The sequence below is a fragment of the Marisediminitalea aggregata genome, from assembly GCF_900129565.1.
GTDB classification, from domain to species: domain Bacteria; phylum Pseudomonadota; class Gammaproteobacteria; order Enterobacterales; family Alteromonadaceae; genus Alteromonas; species Alteromonas aggregata.
Genome location: NZ_FQWD01000006.1, coordinates 371,822 through 388,709, shown reverse-complemented (window position 1 = coordinate 388,709; position 16,888 = coordinate 371,822). Strand labels below are relative to the sequence as shown.

Genomic DNA, 16,888 nt, shown 5'->3' with positions numbered 1-16,888 from the left:
TGTCGCGTGTGCTATACTGCGCGCAATTTTGACGGTGGAACACAAACGTGACTGAACAACAAAAAAGTGAGTTGCCAGCGCGCGAGCGCGCAGAGTATCTGGTTGAGAAAATCCAGGAAACCGGCCAGATCTGGGGTTTAATGGGTAAAGAAGGCTGGGTTATGGTTGAGCTGGAATCACAAACCTGTCTGCCACTATGGCCCGATGAAGAAAGCGTAGCCAGCTGGCAGCGAAAAGACTTACCCGACAGTCAGCCACAGGCGATTGCAATGGACGAGTTTACCAGCACCTGGTTGCCTGGCTTGAAAAAGAACAACGTGGCGCTGGTTCTGTTTCCGGCAGGTACTTTGCGCGAGGGTATTGTAACGGGGCCGGATGAGTTGCGTGAACAACTCGATGACGAATAACGCGCTACCGCTTGCCCAGCAACTCGCTCTCGCCAAAGGGTGGGACAATATGTTGCGGCAGCTTATGTTAGCCGGAAAGCAGTTGGCTGTTCTGCCCGTTGAAAGGCGTAACGATGACAACGAGGTGAAGGGGTGTCAGAGCCGGGTTTGGCTGACGTTGTCTGACGATATCTTGCCAACGTGTTCCATGTTGGCGTGGTCAGACAGCAAAATCATTCGCGGCGTGTTGGCGATCATCCAGGAAAAGGTGAATACGCTGTCACCTGACGACCTGCGCCAGTTTGATTTTCATGCTTATTTTTCTGCTATCGGGCTGGATCGTTATTTGAGTCAATCTCGAGCAAACGGCATTAAAGACGTGGTGGCGCGTATTCAGTCTTAGGGCTTGTGCGGGTCACAAGCGGTTCTTCGCTTCGATCCACTGCGACATAAACTGCGTGCTTCGCAAACTGTGGTGCCAGACCATGCCTTGTTGCAGCAGTGGCCCGCGATAGGCTGCGATATCGTTACAAGCCAGTTCTATTTGCGCAAACAGCGCAGTATTGCCATTAATTACTGACGTTTTGTAGTCACTGAAAAGCGCCGGGCACCGGTTGCTTGCCTGCTGCCAGCGCGATTCATTGGTGTACAATTCCACAGCGGCCCGAACAAAAGCATCGTACTCTGATTCCACTGCGCCTGGCCAGTTTTCATGTGTGGCAATGCCTTCAGCTCCAATTGGCGTTGTTACCGACGGCGTCTGATGCAATAAAGCCGTCAACAGCTTGCCTTTCACGCCTGCACCAAAACGCAACGGGGCTATACAAACTTTGCTTTGCGCCATAACCAGATCGACATCATTAATCCAGCCTTTTACAAGAAAGCCCGACTTGGGATTGTGCAGCGCCGTGGCTTTTTTAGGGGGGTAGGCGCCGTAAATATGCAGCTCGGCATGGGGTAATTGCTTACGGATAGCGGGCCAGACATGTTGATGCAGCTGCAGTACACTGTCCCAGTTCGGGGCATGCCGGAAATTACCGACCGTCATGAAGTGTTGACGCTGCGCAAAATCCAACTTCAGTGATTCTGTATTATCTTTAATGACCGGCGGCTGAAGTGGTAGCAAAATAAGTTGCTGCGCGGGCACCTGATAGGTGTTTACCAATAACGCATATTCATAGGAAGAAATGACAAGGCTAATATCGCTGCGCAGTATTGCCGCGATCTCCCGATGTGCCAGCGTATTGTTCAGTTCGGCGTTCTCTGCAGAGCCTGTGCGCTTTACCGCATCGTGGCGGGCATAGCGTAAACTGTGCAGATCTTCGGTGTTTAGCAGGTGCAACGCCTGAGGGCAGTGCTTGCGCACACGCCAGGAGAATTGTTCTTCTGTCATGTACCTGTCGAACACCACAACGTCGGGTTGCAGTTCACTTATCATGTCATCAAACGCGTCGTCGTTAATGCTAATGGGAACATTGGTAACGCCGTATTCGCTTACATCATCGGCGTGCAGGCTGTCGGTGGCGGCAGAGGCAAATACAATTGAAAAGTTGTGCTGATAAAAAGCCCGCAATAACCCGGACATATTCTGTCCCGCTGCAGAAGAGTTCGACTCTGGCCATACTGCACCAATGACCAATACGGTTTTTGCCATGTTTTTTAACGTTTGCCTGCTTACAGAGGCGGCAAGTGTAGCACGCTCCGCATGCATATAATAAGCGTGCCAGTCGATTGTGACTGAATCGATTTACTGGGTTTGACAAAAGAGCTATGGCATAGTGGGCATTGCATCAAATGACCTCGGGGTATGAGTGAAAAGTCGCGTACATTGGATCTACGGCAGTGGCCTGATTGGCAGTTACCTTGGCGGAGTGTTGAGTCAACGCCATGAGGTGGCGTTTGTGGGGCGACCTTTGTGGAATGAACGCCTTATCAATGGTTTCACCCTTGCAGACTATACCGGAGCCAAAGCTTCTTTTCGGGCGACGCCCGCACAGATCCATACGCATTTACCGGAGCAGCTCGAAAACGCGGTTATTTGGCTAACGGTCAAGTGTACGGCACTGAACGAAGTACTGGCAGAATTGCAGAGCAAACTTGGCAATGGCTGCACGCTGATTTGTTGTCAGAATGGCATAGGTAGCGTAGAAAGCGTCAAGGCACACCTTCCGCACTGTACCGTAATACAAGGCATTGTGGGGTTTAATGTGGTGTGGGATAGTGAGTGTTCTGAACTTCGCCGCTCCACAGAAGGTGTGTTGGCTCTGGAAACAGGTTCAACTGACAACTTGCAACCCGGTTGGCTCAGTTGTGATCGTACGACCCTGTTACCTGTTTTCTGGCCACAAGATATGGAGGCTTATTGCTGGGCGAAGCTCCAACTCAACCTGGCTAATGCCGTTAATGCTCTGGCTGATGTTCCCATCAGGGATATGCTTCAAAATAGGCATTACAGATCAATTATCGCTACACTAATGGATGAGCTGTTATTGGTGGCGAAAACACAACAGCTAAAGCTGCCGCAGCTTACGAAAGTCCCAGCTCACTGGATACCACGTTTATTGCGGTTGCCGAACTGGCTGTTTCGCCGTATTGCCTCAAAAATGCTGGATATTGACCCGACAGCCCGTTCCTCAATGTGGTGGGATCTGCAGGCAGGAAAAACCACAGAAGTTCAGTATTTAAATGGCGCTGTTGTGCAAATCGGCAAGCAATTAGGTGTGCCTTGTCCGGCTAATGACACAATTACACAATGGGTACAAAACATAACCGTCAAATGCCCAAAAGCAGGCAATTCAACTCAGATATCCCCTAAGCAACTGAAAACCGCCATTTTAGGCTAATTTTTCGGCGTAAATATTGGCGTAGCTTGTGAAATTGGACTATATCCATACAATGGCGTCGTTTCTGCTACACGTCATGTTTGACTTCACAAATTCGAATTAGGGATTCGTATGAAAAGTGTCAGTGAATTAGCTAGTCAGGCAAGTGAAATCTTTGTTTTGCCCGATGCTGTGACACGCTTAAAAGCTTGTATGGATGACAGCGCCGCCAGCATAGACGATATTGGTGAAATCATTGCCTTTGATCCGGGTTTAACTGCGCAACTGTTAAAAGTGGCTAACAGTGCGTTGTATAAATTCCCCAATAAAATAGAAACGATCAGTAAAGCGCTACAGGTCATAGGCACCAGAGCGGCTTATGATTTAGCGCTGGCCTACGGCATATCCCATGCCTTCAAAGACGTTGAAGCGAAAATCATCGACCTCGACCGGTTCTGGGAACAAAGCGTAAGCTGTGGGTTACTGGCAAAATATCTGGCGGAACGAAAGCGCCACAAAGAGGCCGAAAGGCTGTTTGTGGCTGGCTTGCTTCACAATATTGGCGAGTTGGTTATTGTGTCAGTGTATCCGAATGAGGCACAGCGCTGTACGGCCTATAACGCCAGGGTGAAACCCGCTGAGCTACAAGCCGCTATTTGCGGATTTACTTATGCTGATTTATCGGCCGCACTGATAAAAGAGTGGGGGATACCTGAGGCCGTTTATAAGCCTCTGGAAACTATTCACAACACAACAGAGCCGGCTGAGGGGTTGGATGAACAGTTGATCCAGCTCGCGTACGTGTTAGCGCTGGACAATGTAAATCCGGAGCTTTACCCGAGCTATAACAATTTGAAGCCACATCTTCACGAAGTGCTTGGGTTTGAGCACGAAGATTTGGAAGACGCACTCGACATAACAAATTTGCAGTGTTTGAGTGTGATCAGCCTGTTTAACCCAGGCGCATTTATGCTTTATTAGACTGGACAGAGGGCGTCGATGACGCGCTCTCGTCGTATTTTATCTAAGGGCTAAAACAGCGCCCAAGCGGTGGTGCATATCAATCACTGCTATCAACCTTCAGTACATTTCACAAATTATTCACGCGTAATTAATGCGGTAAAATATTTGTTAAAAAATTTTACTTCCCCAATTTTATGTAATATTCTTTGTAAGCGCTTACATGTATTTCTTCTTGCTCGTGTAAGCGCTTACAGGGTCATGGCGGTTTTTACCGTTTCTGTATTTACAAAAAATTCCGTTTCTATCGGGGCTGAATAATGAAAAACACAACCACGCAACTCTCCCGCTTATTTGTTGCTGTAACAGCGGCAACCATGATGGGATGCGGCGGAAGCGCCAAAACTGAGTCAGATTTTACTGTTGTTGATCCATCCGAGCCGGTGAGTGATTGGCAGTTAGTCTGGAGTGATGAATTTGATGGCAATGCTATCGACACCAACAAGTGGACTCACGAAGTCAACTGCGCAGGCGGTGGTAACAACGAACAACAATGTTACACCGACGATCCTGCAAACTCATTCCTTGCTGACGGCATGCTGCACATTGTGGCGCTGCCTGCAGAAGAAGGCGCCGAGAAAGCCTATACCTCTGCCAGATTAAATACCCGCTATAAAGGCGACTTCAAATATGGCCGCTTTGAAATGCGTGCCAAACTGCCATCAGGGCAGGGTAGCTGGCCTGCATTCTGGATGCTCCCTACTGACTACGTGTATGGCGGTTGGCCGAAGTCGGGCGAAATCGACATTATGGAAGCGGTAAACCTGAAAGTGGCCGATGCCGACGGCAATGTTGAGTCAAATATTTACGGAACATTGCATTACGGTCGCGAATGGCCAAACAATGTGAATTCAGGCAAAGCGTATGCTTTACCTGACGGTGTAAACCCTGCTGACGATTTCCACACCTATGCCATTGAGTGGCAGGAAGGCGAAATTCGCTGGTATATGGACGGCTATCTGTATGCCACACAACGTCAGTCACAAGTTCGTTATGATTCAAAAGGGCAGGCTGTGGGCTTGAGCCATCGCGGCTGGTTCGCAGAATATTACGATCAAATCACGGGCGAATTATCCACTTATTGGAACACTGCGCCATTCGACCAGGAGTTCCATTTGTTACTTAACCTGGCTGTGGGCGGTGACTGGCCGGAAAACGTAAACAATCTGGGTATTGATGCCGATGCGTTTGCCAATGGTCAGGAATACGTAATTGATTACGTGCGTGTCTATGAATGTGCCTCTGATCCGGACACTGGCCGCGGTTGTGAAACTGTCCGTCCAGGCTATGAAAGCCTGGATGACGCGTTGGTTGAAGGTGAAGCACCCATTCCCTCTCCACCCTCTTCTGGTGTGGTACAAAACCTGACAATTTTTGATGATGAACCCAATCCAAACTGGCCTGCATGGGATTGCTGTGGCGGCTCAACGCCTATGGTAATCGACGACCCTGACATGGGCGCAGTGACCGAGTTTTACGTTGGCGCTCAGCCTACGGTAAACGGTTTTATCAGCCGTGGTGAATTTATCACTGACGAAAACGGGCAGGCTTCACCTTTTGATGGCTCAGGGATGCTGGAAAGCGGTGTGATTTCATTTGATATGAAAATTGTTTCTGCACCTAGCAATCCAGACTCAGTGTGGATGTTCAAAGTTGAAAGTAACAACGCTTCCAGCGCCGTAGAAATTGAACTGGCGGCGAACCGTGATGGTGTTGTGCCGCAAACGGGCGAGTGGCAAACCTATGTGTTTACCCTTCAATCACTGGCAGATGCAGGTCTTGATGTGTCGGCCATTGACGTGTTGATGATTTTCCCTGCCTGGGGTACCGGTGAAGGCGCTGTGTATCAAATGGACAATGTGAAAATTACCGCGCCAACCCCGGAAGTGGTGTTCTTTGACGACGGCGAAAACCCGAATTGGGTAATGTGGGACTGCTGCGGTGGCTCAATGCCAACGGAAGAACTGGATGACGATGAGCACGGCCTGGTTGCACAATTTAGCATTGGTGCGTCACCCACTGTTATGGGCTTCATTACCCGCGGTGCAAACGGCGGTGGCGATACCCCGTTCGATGCCAGCAGCATTCTTGAAACCGGCGTGTTTGAGTTTGAAATGAAAGTGGTGGATGCACCTTCAAGCCTGGATGCGTCCTGGTTAATCAAACTGGAATCAGACAACGCAGCATCTGCGGTTGAATTGCCTATTACTGAAAGTCAGCAAGGTTTGGCGCCAGTAACCGGCGAATGGCAAACCTACACCTTTAAACTGTCTGACCTGTCTGCGGCAGGCCTGGATGTCAGTGCGATTGACGTCATTATGATCTTCCCTGCCTGGGGAACCGGTGAAGGGGCAGTTTATCGCGTAGACAACGCGAAAATTTACGACCCATCTGCTGAATCTGCCAATGGTATCACGCTGTTTGCTGATGTTGCGGCAGACGGCTGGTCTATCTGGGATTGCTGTGGCGGTTCTACACCAACGGTTGAAACTGATGAAGACGACAGTAAAGGCGCCGTTGCTCAGTTCATCATTGGCGAAGCGCCAACCGTAATGGGGCTGCTTGCCGATGACGGTGTTTACTACGACGCAGCCAATTTACTGGCGACCGGTGTAGTGCGTTTTGACATGAAAGTGGTGTCAGCACCAGCTGATCCGGACGCAGTGTGGAAATTCAAAATCGAATCAGGCGATGCCGCAACAGCCGTAGAACTTGATTTAACTGACAGTGTAGAAGGTGCTGCGCCAGTAACTGGCCAATGGCAAACCTACACCTTTACCTTGCAGTCACTGTTTAACGCAGGACTGGACATCAGCGCCCTTGACGTTGTCATGGTATTCCCTGCCTGGGGTACCGGCAACGGCGCGGTGTACCGACTGGATAACGTTGAGATTGTGGCTGAATAAGCCGAAGTCGCCAGGTGCCTGCGGGCACCTGACAAGGTAAAGAATTTTTCGTGAGTATCGCAATTATGAACTACACAACATTTAATAAAAGTCGTCTGGCGGTATCTGTAGCGTTACTGATGGGCGCTGCCGGTCAGCCTGTTCTGGCTCAAGAAGCGGATGACGCGGCAGAGCCGCAGGTTGAGGTAATTGAAGTACAGGGTATCCGCGGCAGTTTATTACGAGCCATGGACCTGAAACGCAGCACGCCAGGGGTAATGGATGCCATTTCTGCAGAAGAAATGGGTAAATTCCCGGACTCTAACCTCGCTGAATCACTGATGCGAATCCCAGGTGTTACCGTTAGCCGTAACAACGGTGAAGGTAGCCAGATTACCGTGCGTGGTTTTGGCCCTGAGTTCAACCTGATCACGCTGAACGGCCGTCAAATGCCGGGTACCGGTTTTACCCGTTCATACAGCCTGGAAAACCTGTCGGCCGAAGGGGTTAAAACCCTCGAAGTGTACAAGACTTCTACTGTAGCGAATCCAAGTGGTGGTCTGGGCGCGACGGTGAATATTGTTACCACTAAGCCGCTGGCTCAGCCGGGTGAACGCTACTCGTTCATGGCAAAAGCTCGTCACGATGAGTCGGTAGAGAAGGGCGACACAGTTACACCAGAAATCGCAGGGGTGTACAGCAACACCTTTAACGATGATACGTTCGGTGTGTCGTTAAGTTTTAACCACTACCAGCGTGATTTCCAGCGTCAGCAAGCCAATATTCAAGGCTGGCAGGCCAACGTAGACTTGCCGGAACTGGATGATGCATTGGTGATTGACCCGCGTGCCGTTGACGAAAATGGCGATCGCATTGGCAATCATTTCTTCCCGAAAGACATGAACTACGGTATTGACGACGTTGAAAATGAGCGTACCAATGCACAATTAACCATGCAGTATGCGCCTACCGAAGACGTGAAAGTCACGCTGGACTACACCGTGACTAACTCAGTGGTTGGTGTGGAAAGTATTGGTTGGGGTATCTGGAACGAATTCGGCGGCAACATCAACGCCTACGAGCTGGATGAAAACGGCACTGCGCTTTATGCCGATATCGGCGGTAACGACGGTTCATTCACGGCGAGCCGTGGTACTACTGAAGTTGACGCTCGCTCGATTGGTTTGAACGTTGAGTGGCAGGTAAATGACGACCTGAAGCTGAACTTCGACTATCACGATTCCAACAATGAAATCGACAACGGTGCCGACAAAGGCATGGGCAGCAATGGTCAAATCATTCTTGGTTCTGACCAGTTGATTTCCAAAGTGTATGATTACCGTACGGGTGAAATCCCGCACGCCTACATTAACTGGCGCAATGGCACCAATGAGCTGATGCCGAGTGAAATTGATTCCAACTTCAGCCAGTTCATTCATTCGCCTGGTGAGTCAACTATTGAGCAGTTACAAATCGACGGTGAGTGGTTTAATTCTGCTTTTGATATTCCAATGGCAGTGGTGAAATTTGGTTTAGCTCGCACTGAGCAAACCATGGGCGGGCATTCTGCCTGGAGTGGATTGCGCGGTGGCCCGGGCTTTAACCCGAGCTTTACTGAAATCTTCCCGGACAGCATGTTTACCCGTCACGATACGTCGGGCCTTCTGGATGCGTTCGCCGGCGGTGGTAGTGCGCTTATGCCAAACTACTACTACACCTATGACTTCGATGAAGCGGTAGCGCGTCAAATGGCTTTCCTGACTGAAGAGTTGATGGGGGCAGACGTTTATGTGCCGGATGCCTACTTCGATGGTATCGACAGCGAGAGCTACGTTGAAGAAGTGACGAATAGCTTCTATATCCAGACGGAATGGGATTTCGATGTTAAGGATTATCCGGTAGAGTTAATCGCAGGCTTGCGTTACGAAGAAACCGACGTAACCAGTACCGTGCGTCAACGCGTTGAAAAACAGGTAAACTGGGTGAGTGCTTCTGAGTGGATCATGCAGTACGAAGAAGGTGGCACAGACAACTTCCTCACGCAGTATGGTAAACATGATGTCTTGTTACCTGCTATTGATTTGCGTGTTGAGCTGACTGAAGAGCTGATGGCGCGTTTGTCATGGGGTAAGAGTATGGCTCGTGCACCGCTGGGTAACCTGGCGGGCGGTCGTTCGTTAAGTGGCAGCCCTAAACCTGGTGCTCGCACCGGTGGTCAGGGTAACCCGAACCTGTTGCCATTTGAGTCAACTAACCTGGATATCGCGTTAGATTATTACTACGGCGAAGGCAGTTATGCGTCCATCGTGTACTTCAGGAAAGACGTAGATAACTTTATTCAGACCACAATCACGGAAACCACGATTGAAGGTTTGCATGACATCTACAATGGACCACGTTACTTACAAGCCATTGCTGATATTGAAGCGCGTGGAGAGCAGGCAACCAGCACGGCTATTTTTGATCAAATGCTGGCAAATGGTCACGGAAATGCCGATGGGCAGATTGAGCCGGATTCAAACGACCCGTTGATCGTATGGAACATCAGCCAGCCAACCAATACCGACTCTAAGTCTGTAGATGGTTTCGAAGTTGCGGTTCAGCACCTGTTTGGTGAGAGCGGCTTTGGTTTTGGTGTGAACGCTACGTTTGTGGAAGGGGATGTTGAATTTGACGTCGACAGCCTGACACAACAAGCGCCGTTAACCGGTCTGGGTGATTCAGCAAACTTACAGGGTTTCTACGAGAAAGATGGCCTGTCGGTGAAACTGACTTATGCCTGGCGTGACGATTACCTGTTAGGTGTGGGTCAGGCTCAGGGCTCAGCAGATGCACCACCTCAGTTCTTTAAAGACTTTGGTATCTGGGATATGAGCGTAAATTATGACATTAACGAATCACTGACTATGTTCCTGGATGTATTAAACATCACGAATGAAACGGAACAGGGTTATGGTCGTTATCAGGAGCAATTCTTGTTTGCTCGTCAGTACGGAACACGTTATGCACTCGGTGTGCGTTATACTTTCAACTAACGAATAGTGGTTGAAGTACGTGTAGAGCCCGGTTAGGTAAGTAACCGGGCTTTTTTTTGCCTGTTAGAGACTAATCGAACACCGCAATGGTTTGACGGCTCAGGGCGACAACGCGTTGTTTGTTATCCCAGATGGTCGCTTCGGTGTGGGCGTAACCATCAACCGCGAGTTTGGTGTCCACCTGATAGCCAAACCATGGGTTTTCCTCGGTCACCTCCAGTGGCTGCACAAATTCAATATCCCAGCTTACTGTGCTCACCGGTGCAGGCAATTTCAATTGCTGGATAATGGCTGGCGGCCAGCAGTCAATCATGGTTACCAGGTGTGTAGGTGTAAAGGTAGCCGGTGGTTGTTTAAATCGCATCCAGCCGTGGTAGTGACTGTGTTTACTCCAGCTAAACGGGATCTGTCCCTGTTCAATCGCCAGTTCAAAGTGACGGAAGAAATTCGGCGTTACCTTGGGAATTTGCGGAATAAACTTGGCTTTTTTGGGGATAGCCATGTTGTGCTCGGGCAGTTTGTCGACGTGAATTTTAGACTTACGTCCTACACCAAAGCAGGCTTGTACACACACGCAAACCCGGTCGTTTTGAACCAGTTTACCCAGATACTGCGACATGTTTCTGCCGGTGCGCAGTTCTTCAATTACCAGCTCAAACGGCGTGTCAAAACTGACCGGGCCGATGAAATTGACATGGTAGGCGCGGATATTACGGTCGTTGTCTACTACCTGATTCAGAGCGTGATAGATGAGTCCTGCGGTAATGCCGCCAAATGCGGTGCGCCCCTGGCCCCAATTACTGGGCAAGCCCGGGTGAGTACTCTGCCAGAGAATTGCAGACTGTTCGCTGGCCTCAGACGTTAACGCTAATAATTGATCAATGTGCATACTGACTTCGGTTACCTAAATTGTGGCCGCATCGGCGTGATTAAACTCAAATGCTGCCGGTAATGCTTACTATGGTTAGTGTGGTATTATCTGTTAGCTTTGTACAGAACACGACTCATTCCTGTTTATATACCTTTATAATTGCTTACAACACCATGTCTCAAACACCTGCTATGCGTGCACAGAAACCATATTATGTGCTTCTTATTTTAACCTTGGTCTATGCCTTTAACTTTGTCGACCGACAAATCATTGGTATTTTATCTCCGCTCATCAAAGCCGATATGGCACTTACCGATGCGCAACTTGGCTATTTAAAAGGCATTTATTTCGCCATGTTATATACCCTTACAGGCATACCTATTGCGTGGTTGGCAGATCGTACTCACAGGGTGAATATTATTGCGGTTTCTCTGACGATGTGGAGCGGTTTTACTGCGCTATCGGGTCTTGCGACACAATATTGGCAACTGGCATTGTGCAGGCTTGGTGTGGGGATTGGAGAAGCGGGCGGGACGCCACCAGCACACAGTATTATCGCTGATTTATTTCCTGTCAGTCGACGCGCAACCGCAATAGCCCTGTATTCGCTAGGTATTCCGCTTGGCATTATGCTGGCTTATCTGGCATCGGCATTTATGCTTAGCGGCGGGGAAGCAAACTGGCGTGCGGTGATGATTGCCGTTGGCTTACCCGGTGTGTTACTGGCACTGGTGCTGAAATTCACTGTGAATGAGCCCGCAAGGCAAGGGGCGTCAACCACCCGTTCACTTTCATTAGTTGCAGGCATAAAAACTTTTATCTCTGTGCCCAGTTGGTGGGGCATGGTGATGGGGATCACACTTTCCTCATTTGCAAACTATGCAATTACCGGCTGGCAAATGGACTTTTTTGTACGTCGTTTTACCGACACGGATATTGTTGAGTTATTGGTCATATTCGGTGTTATCAATGGCACCTTGTATGCCCTCGGGGTATGGGCTGGTGGGGTGATTGCCGACCGCTGGGGGCAGCGCTTCAAAGGGGCGTATGCGTTGCTTCCTGCGATCGCCCTGTGCATTGGCGTGCCGGCATTTTTTGTGGCGATACACACAGAGCAGCTTTATCTGGCGATAGCCGGTTTTACGCTGTTACTGGTAACGTCTGGCACCTATTTTGGCCCGTGCTTCGCTATGGTGCAGTCGCTGGCTCCGGCCCAATGCCGTGCTATGTCTACCGCGGTATGCTTTTTTGTGCTGAATTTAATTGCACTTGGCGGCGGGCCTACTTTTGTTGGTCTGGTCAGTGAGTCCAATATGGCAGAGTTGGGTGAAATGGGGGCGTTGTTACTGGCGTTCAAATACCTGGCGGTTCCTTTTGCATTGTCTGTATTGGCGTTTGTGTGGACCGCGTTTCGTTTGGAAAAAGACCTTGATGCTGTAGCGTCAGCTCACTAAACGAAAAACGGGCAACCAGTGTTGCCCGTTTACAAAATAACACCGTCAAATTAGTCTTGCGGAATCATCGCACCACCAACCGGTTGGCCCAGCATTTCACGGGTAACCAGCACTACGCCTTTGGGCGAGACCCGGAATCCTCTGCGGCGGTCTTCATCGTGATCATAACCAATTACCATGCCTTCCGGGATCACGCACCCGCGGTCGATAATGACTTTGCGTAGACGGCAATGGCGCTTAATCTCGACATCCGGTAATAACACCGCTTCTTCAATCAGCCCATAAGAATGCACGCGAACGTTTGAGAAACACAGCGAGCGTCGCAGGGTTGAACCAGAAATGATACAGCCACCAGAGACGACGGAGTTGATGGCTTCACCACGACGGTCCTGATCTTCCCACACGAATTTCGCCGGTGGCAATTGCTCCTGATAGGTCCAGATAGGCCATTTACGATCGTACAGGTTCAGGGCAGGAACAGGGGCAACCATTTCCATATTGGCTTCCCAGAATGAATCCAGGGTACCCACATCACGCCAGTAAACGTGTTCGTTGTCGTTGCTTTGGAATGGATAGGCGTACACATCGTGATCCTGAATAATGCTTGGAATGATGTCTTTACCGAAATCACGTTCAGAGCCTGATGTTTCCGCGTCGCGACGTAGTTGTTCAAACAGGAACTCGGTTTCAAACACATAGTTACCCATAGACGCCAGACACATATCTGGCTCGCCTGGCACAGGATCTGGCGATTCTGGTTTTTCGGTAAAGCCCTTAATGCGCAGATCTTCATCCACCGACATGACACCAAATGCACCTGCGGCTTCCTGCAGTGGTACCTTCATACAGCACACGGTCATTTTAGCGCCGGTTTCAACGTGTCTTGCCAGCAGATCACCATAGTCCATGCGGTAAATATGGTCGCCCGACAGGATCATTACGTACTTAGGTAATTCTTCACGAATAATATCGATGTTCTGGAATACCGCATCGGCTGTTCCTTCGTACCAGTTTTCAGAAAAACGCTGTGATGCAGGTAGAATTTCAACTGATTCACCCAGTTCCTTTTTGAAGTGACCCCAACCCCGAACCAGGTGACGGATAAGTGAGTGAGACTTGTACTGAGTGATAACGCCAATGCGCCGAATACCAGAGTTAATGCAATTAGACAGCGGGAAGTCGATAATACGGAATTTACCACCAAAATAGAGTGCAGGTTTGGCACGCCAGGTAGTCAGCTCATGTAATCGTGAACCTCGTCCTCCTGCGAGGATGAGAGCATAAGTATCTCGGGTTAGGTTACTGATATAACGAGAGCTGTTGTCGGCCATTCTATTCTCCTTCTGACACGCACAGTCGGCAATCATCCAAGTGGTCGGGTGAGTACCTGAGGTTGGCAATGTTCAGTACTGAAACAATGCACTGTAAATTGTATTACTTTTCACTATCTTACGCTGAGTATAAATATTGCTCAAGCCAGTATTTACAAAGATTTAAATATGCTGGCATTCTGCCTGAATTATTGTAATGTACCGGCAAGACCCGATTGGCAAACTGCCATTTTTCTTCTTTTTCAGTTTGAATACATATCATGCCTAAACAACCTGTTATTTTTGACCACGACGGCGGAATCGATGATTTGCTGTCGCTCATTTTATTGCTGTGTATGCCGCATATCGAGCTAAAAGCGGTGTGCATAACCCCGGCTGACTGCTACCCCGATGACGCCCTGGAATCCACCCTTAAAATTTTGCATATGTTTAATGCTACAGACGTGAAGGTAGCAGTAGGTGACATAATCGGACCGAATCCTTTTCCGGCAGATTGGCGCGCCCAGCCTCGTTTTTGTCGGGCATTGCCTGCGTTTTTGCGTAGCAAAGCTGATCAATCGCAATGTGTTTCAGAGCCCGCACACGCTCTAATGAAGCAAGTTATCGAGTCCAGCAGCGAACCAGCTACGGTACTGATGACTGGGCCGGCATCTAATCTGGCTGCTGCTGTACAACAAACGCCGGCATTAAAACAAAACATTGCCAGGGTAGTGTGGATGGGCGGTGCGATTGATGTGCGTGGGAATGTGGCCATGCACGATCACAATGGCACGGCGGAATGGAATGCTTACTGGCATCCTCAGGCTACATACGATTTGCTGGCGGCGGAGTTGCCGTTGTTGCTCGTCCCCTTGGACGCCACCAACCGGTTGCCGGTTAGCTGGGATTTTCTGCAAGCGTTATCAGAAATCGGCACACCATTGTCGGAGTTGGCCGGACAGTGCTGGGCGGCAACGGTAACCGCGATACCTGCTTATGAATTTACTTATTTTATGTGGGACGTACTGGCGACCTGTGTGCTTGGCGTGGCACCTGATGCGTTAACCGTGTCGAAAGGCAAATGCCTTGCTTCTGTGCGTACACCGAACGCCGGGCAAATTTGGCAGGAAAGTACAGGATTTGAATGTGAGTGGCTCTGTGATGCAGATGCGCCGAAAGTCATTGACTACATTTTTCAGCTGTTACAGTCAAAAAAAGCAGTAAATCTCTCAAATTGTTAAATTGATGTTATAATTCCTCTGGGTCGTTACAAACAGGGGACGCTATGCCGGGGAGCAAAGCTGCGTTAAACATCATCATCATACTGGTCTTCGTTGGTCTGGTCGGCGTTATTTTACCCAGCGAATACCGTATTGAGCGTTCAATTGAAGTTGAAGCGGCCCCTGGCGACATTTACCCCATGCTTGTTGACCTGCGAAAATGGCAGCAGTGGAGCAGTTGGGGTCAGCGTGATGCTGCCGCTATTTACTCCTATGACGGGCCCGATCGTGCTATTGGTATGCGGGTTCAGTGGCAGAGTGAGGTATTAGGGATTGGCTCTATCGAGATTAGCGCTCTACAATTCAATCGAAAGCTGACCTATTCAATGCAAAATGTGACCCACGGTATTGAGGCAACCGGTGAAATACGCCTTGAAGCGTTCGACAACAAAACCCGCGTGATCTGGAGTAGCCATGGCGACGTTGGACTTAATATCATCGACCGCTATAAATTACTCACCTTTGACGACAAATTAGGCCGCGACCTCGACGTCGGTTTAGAAAATATTAAAGTACTTGCTGAAAACAACTTTACCGCCTCATAGGGTGAACAAGCTCGATTATTAAGGCGATCTTATTCGTAAAGTAAAGCGTATCTGTATGAAATGTAGTACTTTAATTAAGCCCATTCCGTTTTAAACAGAAAAACTAATGAATGCTCGTCAACGCAAACTCATTGCTTCACTCAGTGCCAGTAAGCTCGCGGATCTGCTGATCTCGGCGAAAACCACGTTACCTGCTTTATTACTAGCGGCCGGTGCACCTGCCTGGATGCTGGGATGGTTAGTACCTATTCGCGAGTCTGGCGCATTGCTCCCCCAGGCACCGTTGGGTGTGTTGCTGAGGCGATTGCCAGCCAGGCACCGTGTTTGGCGTGTCGGTATGCATGTTCAGATTCTTTCAGTGCTTGGCATCGCGGCTGCTGCATTATTCCTTGAAGGGGCAACAGCGGGCTGGTGTATGTTAGCTGCGTTGGTGCTGCTGAGTCTCGGACGGTCAGCGTGTTCACTTAGTATGAAAGATATTCAGGCAGACATTGTCGAACAGGGAGAAAGAGGCAAGTTGCTTGGCATTGCGTCTACCATCTCCGGTATTCTGACCCTGGCTATAGCGGTGCCGCTCACTTTCATGGGAGAGGACTTGGGCAATAAGGTCGCGTCGGGGATCACATTGTTTGCCGCAGGTGCCTTTACCGTCGGACTGGTCATTCTTTACGCCAACCACACCCGCGTAGAAACTGAAGAGGATGGTTCCAGCGGGTTTAACTGGCGATTCGACAGCACTGTTTATCGGTTTATTTTAGTGCGCGGACTGTTTGTTCACAGTGCATTACTTGCACCTTACTTTATGGTGCAAAGTGAGCAGGATGCAATGCAATTACTGCCGTATTTTCTGGCCGCTCAGGCGCTGGCGACCATGCTGTCGTCGTTTATCTGGGGCAGTGTGGCCGACAAAAGCGCTCGCCTCACTTTGCAGTTGGCTGGTGGACTCGCGTTACTGGCATGTGCTTTGTTGAACTGGCTACCCGAACACAATGTTTACACCGCAGGTTTCAGCTTTTTTGTACTGGCAGTGGCGCATACCGGGGTGAGGACAGGCAGAAAAACTTACAGTCTGGATGTTAAAGAAGGGCAGGATCGTACCGAACTGGTTGCGTTCAGCAATACCGCGATTGGCATTATTTTGCTGGGATTTGGCGCGTTATATGCAATGTTGTCGGCAACGACAGACCTTAATATTGTCGCGATTATGTCGGGTGCTTTGACGGCAGGCATGCTGTTAACACTGATCCTGCCGTCTGAAAAATAACACCAATGTAGGGCAG

13 protein-coding genes are annotated in these 16,888 nt (G+C 49.6%); 10 read left to right on the top strand and 3 right to left on the bottom strand.

The features are described 5' to 3' along the window. The first annotated feature begins 47 nt into the window (after window positions 1–47). Entirely contained in the window at window positions 48–407 is a 360-nt protein-coding gene (locus BUB81_RS18350; protein ID WP_073324786.1) for a DUF2750 domain-containing protein, read from the top strand. Then, window positions 385–789 carry a SufE family protein gene (locus BUB81_RS18345; protein WP_245819276.1) on the top strand — a complete coding sequence of 135 codons (405 nt, stop codon included), beginning with the start codon at window positions 385–387 and terminating at the stop codon, window positions 787–789. The genes BUB81_RS18350 and BUB81_RS18345 overlap by 23 nt, the downstream gene beginning before the upstream one ends. A 12-nt stretch (window positions 790–801) precedes the next feature. Here the strand turns inward: BUB81_RS18345 and BUB81_RS18340 are convergent, their stop codons facing one another. After that, complete coding sequence (locus tag BUB81_RS18340) at window positions 802–2,040, bottom strand: glycosyltransferase family 4 protein (RefSeq protein ID WP_073324868.1); 1,239 nt, start codon at window positions 2,038–2,040, stop codon at window positions 802–804. A gap of 157 nt (window positions 2,041–2,197) precedes the next feature. Here BUB81_RS18340 and BUB81_RS18335 point away from each other — a divergent pair, with 157 nt between their 5' ends. The 4 genes from BUB81_RS18335 (at window position 2,198) to BUB81_RS18320 (ending at window position 10,148) form a co-directional block, all read left to right on the top strand. Then, window positions 2,198–3,229, top strand: a complete 1,032-nt coding sequence (locus BUB81_RS18335) for a 2-dehydropantoate 2-reductase (RefSeq protein WP_073324784.1) — start codon at window positions 2,198–2,200, stop codon at window positions 3,227–3,229. A gap of 111 nt (window positions 3,230–3,340) precedes the next feature. After that, window positions 3,341–4,189: an HDOD domain-containing protein gene (locus BUB81_RS18330; RefSeq protein WP_073324783.1), complete on the top strand. Its 849-nt coding sequence runs from the start codon at window positions 3,341–3,343 to the stop codon at window positions 4,187–4,189. 299 nt (window positions 4,190–4,488) lie between these two features. Continuing rightward, window positions 4,489–7,134, top strand: a complete 2,646-nt coding sequence (locus BUB81_RS18325; RefSeq protein WP_073324782.1) for a glycoside hydrolase family 16 protein — start codon at window positions 4,489–4,491, stop codon at window positions 7,132–7,134. Window positions 7,135–7,199: 65 nt separating this feature from the next. Continuing rightward, entirely contained in the window at window positions 7,200–10,148 is a 2,949-nt protein-coding gene (locus BUB81_RS18320) for a TonB-dependent receptor (protein WP_073324867.1), read from the top strand. Window positions 10,149–10,218: 70 nt separating this feature from the next. Here the strand turns inward: BUB81_RS18320 and BUB81_RS18315 are convergent, their stop codons facing one another. Next, window positions 10,219–11,037, bottom strand: coding sequence for a thioesterase family protein (locus BUB81_RS18315; protein ID WP_073324781.1), 819 nt, complete (start codon window positions 11,035–11,037; stop codon window positions 10,219–10,221). Between the two features lie 173 nt (window positions 11,038–11,210). On the opposite strand from BUB81_RS18315, the gene BUB81_RS18310 reads away from it, so the two are divergent. Beyond that, window positions 11,211–12,473 (top strand): spinster family MFS transporter, encoded by a 1,263-nt coding sequence (locus tag BUB81_RS18310; protein WP_245819274.1) that lies wholly within the window; start codon window positions 11,211–11,213, stop codon window positions 12,471–12,473. Window positions 12,474–12,523: 50 nt separating this feature from the next. Here the strand turns inward: BUB81_RS18310 and glgC are convergent, their stop codons facing one another. Further along, window positions 12,524–13,804: a glucose-1-phosphate adenylyltransferase gene (glgC, locus tag BUB81_RS18305; RefSeq protein WP_073324780.1), complete on the bottom strand. Its 1,281-nt coding sequence runs from the start codon at window positions 13,802–13,804 to the stop codon at window positions 12,524–12,526. Window positions 13,805–14,064: 260 nt separating this feature from the next. Here glgC and BUB81_RS18300 point away from each other — a divergent pair, with 260 nt between their 5' ends. The 3 genes from BUB81_RS18300 (at window position 14,065) to BUB81_RS18290 (ending at window position 16,872) form a co-directional block, all read left to right on the top strand. Further along, window positions 14,065–15,024, top strand: coding sequence for a nucleoside hydrolase (locus BUB81_RS18300; protein ID WP_073324779.1), 960 nt, complete (start codon window positions 14,065–14,067; stop codon window positions 15,022–15,024). A gap of 44 nt (window positions 15,025–15,068) precedes the next feature. After that, window positions 15,069–15,608: an SRPBCC family protein gene (locus BUB81_RS18295; protein WP_073324778.1), complete on the top strand. Its 540-nt coding sequence runs from the start codon at window positions 15,069–15,071 to the stop codon at window positions 15,606–15,608. 106 nt (window positions 15,609–15,714) lie between these two features. Beyond that, window positions 15,715–16,872, top strand: coding sequence for an MFS transporter (locus BUB81_RS18290; protein ID WP_073324777.1), 1,158 nt, complete (start codon window positions 15,715–15,717; stop codon window positions 16,870–16,872). Window positions 16,873–16,888: the final 16 nt, after the last annotated feature.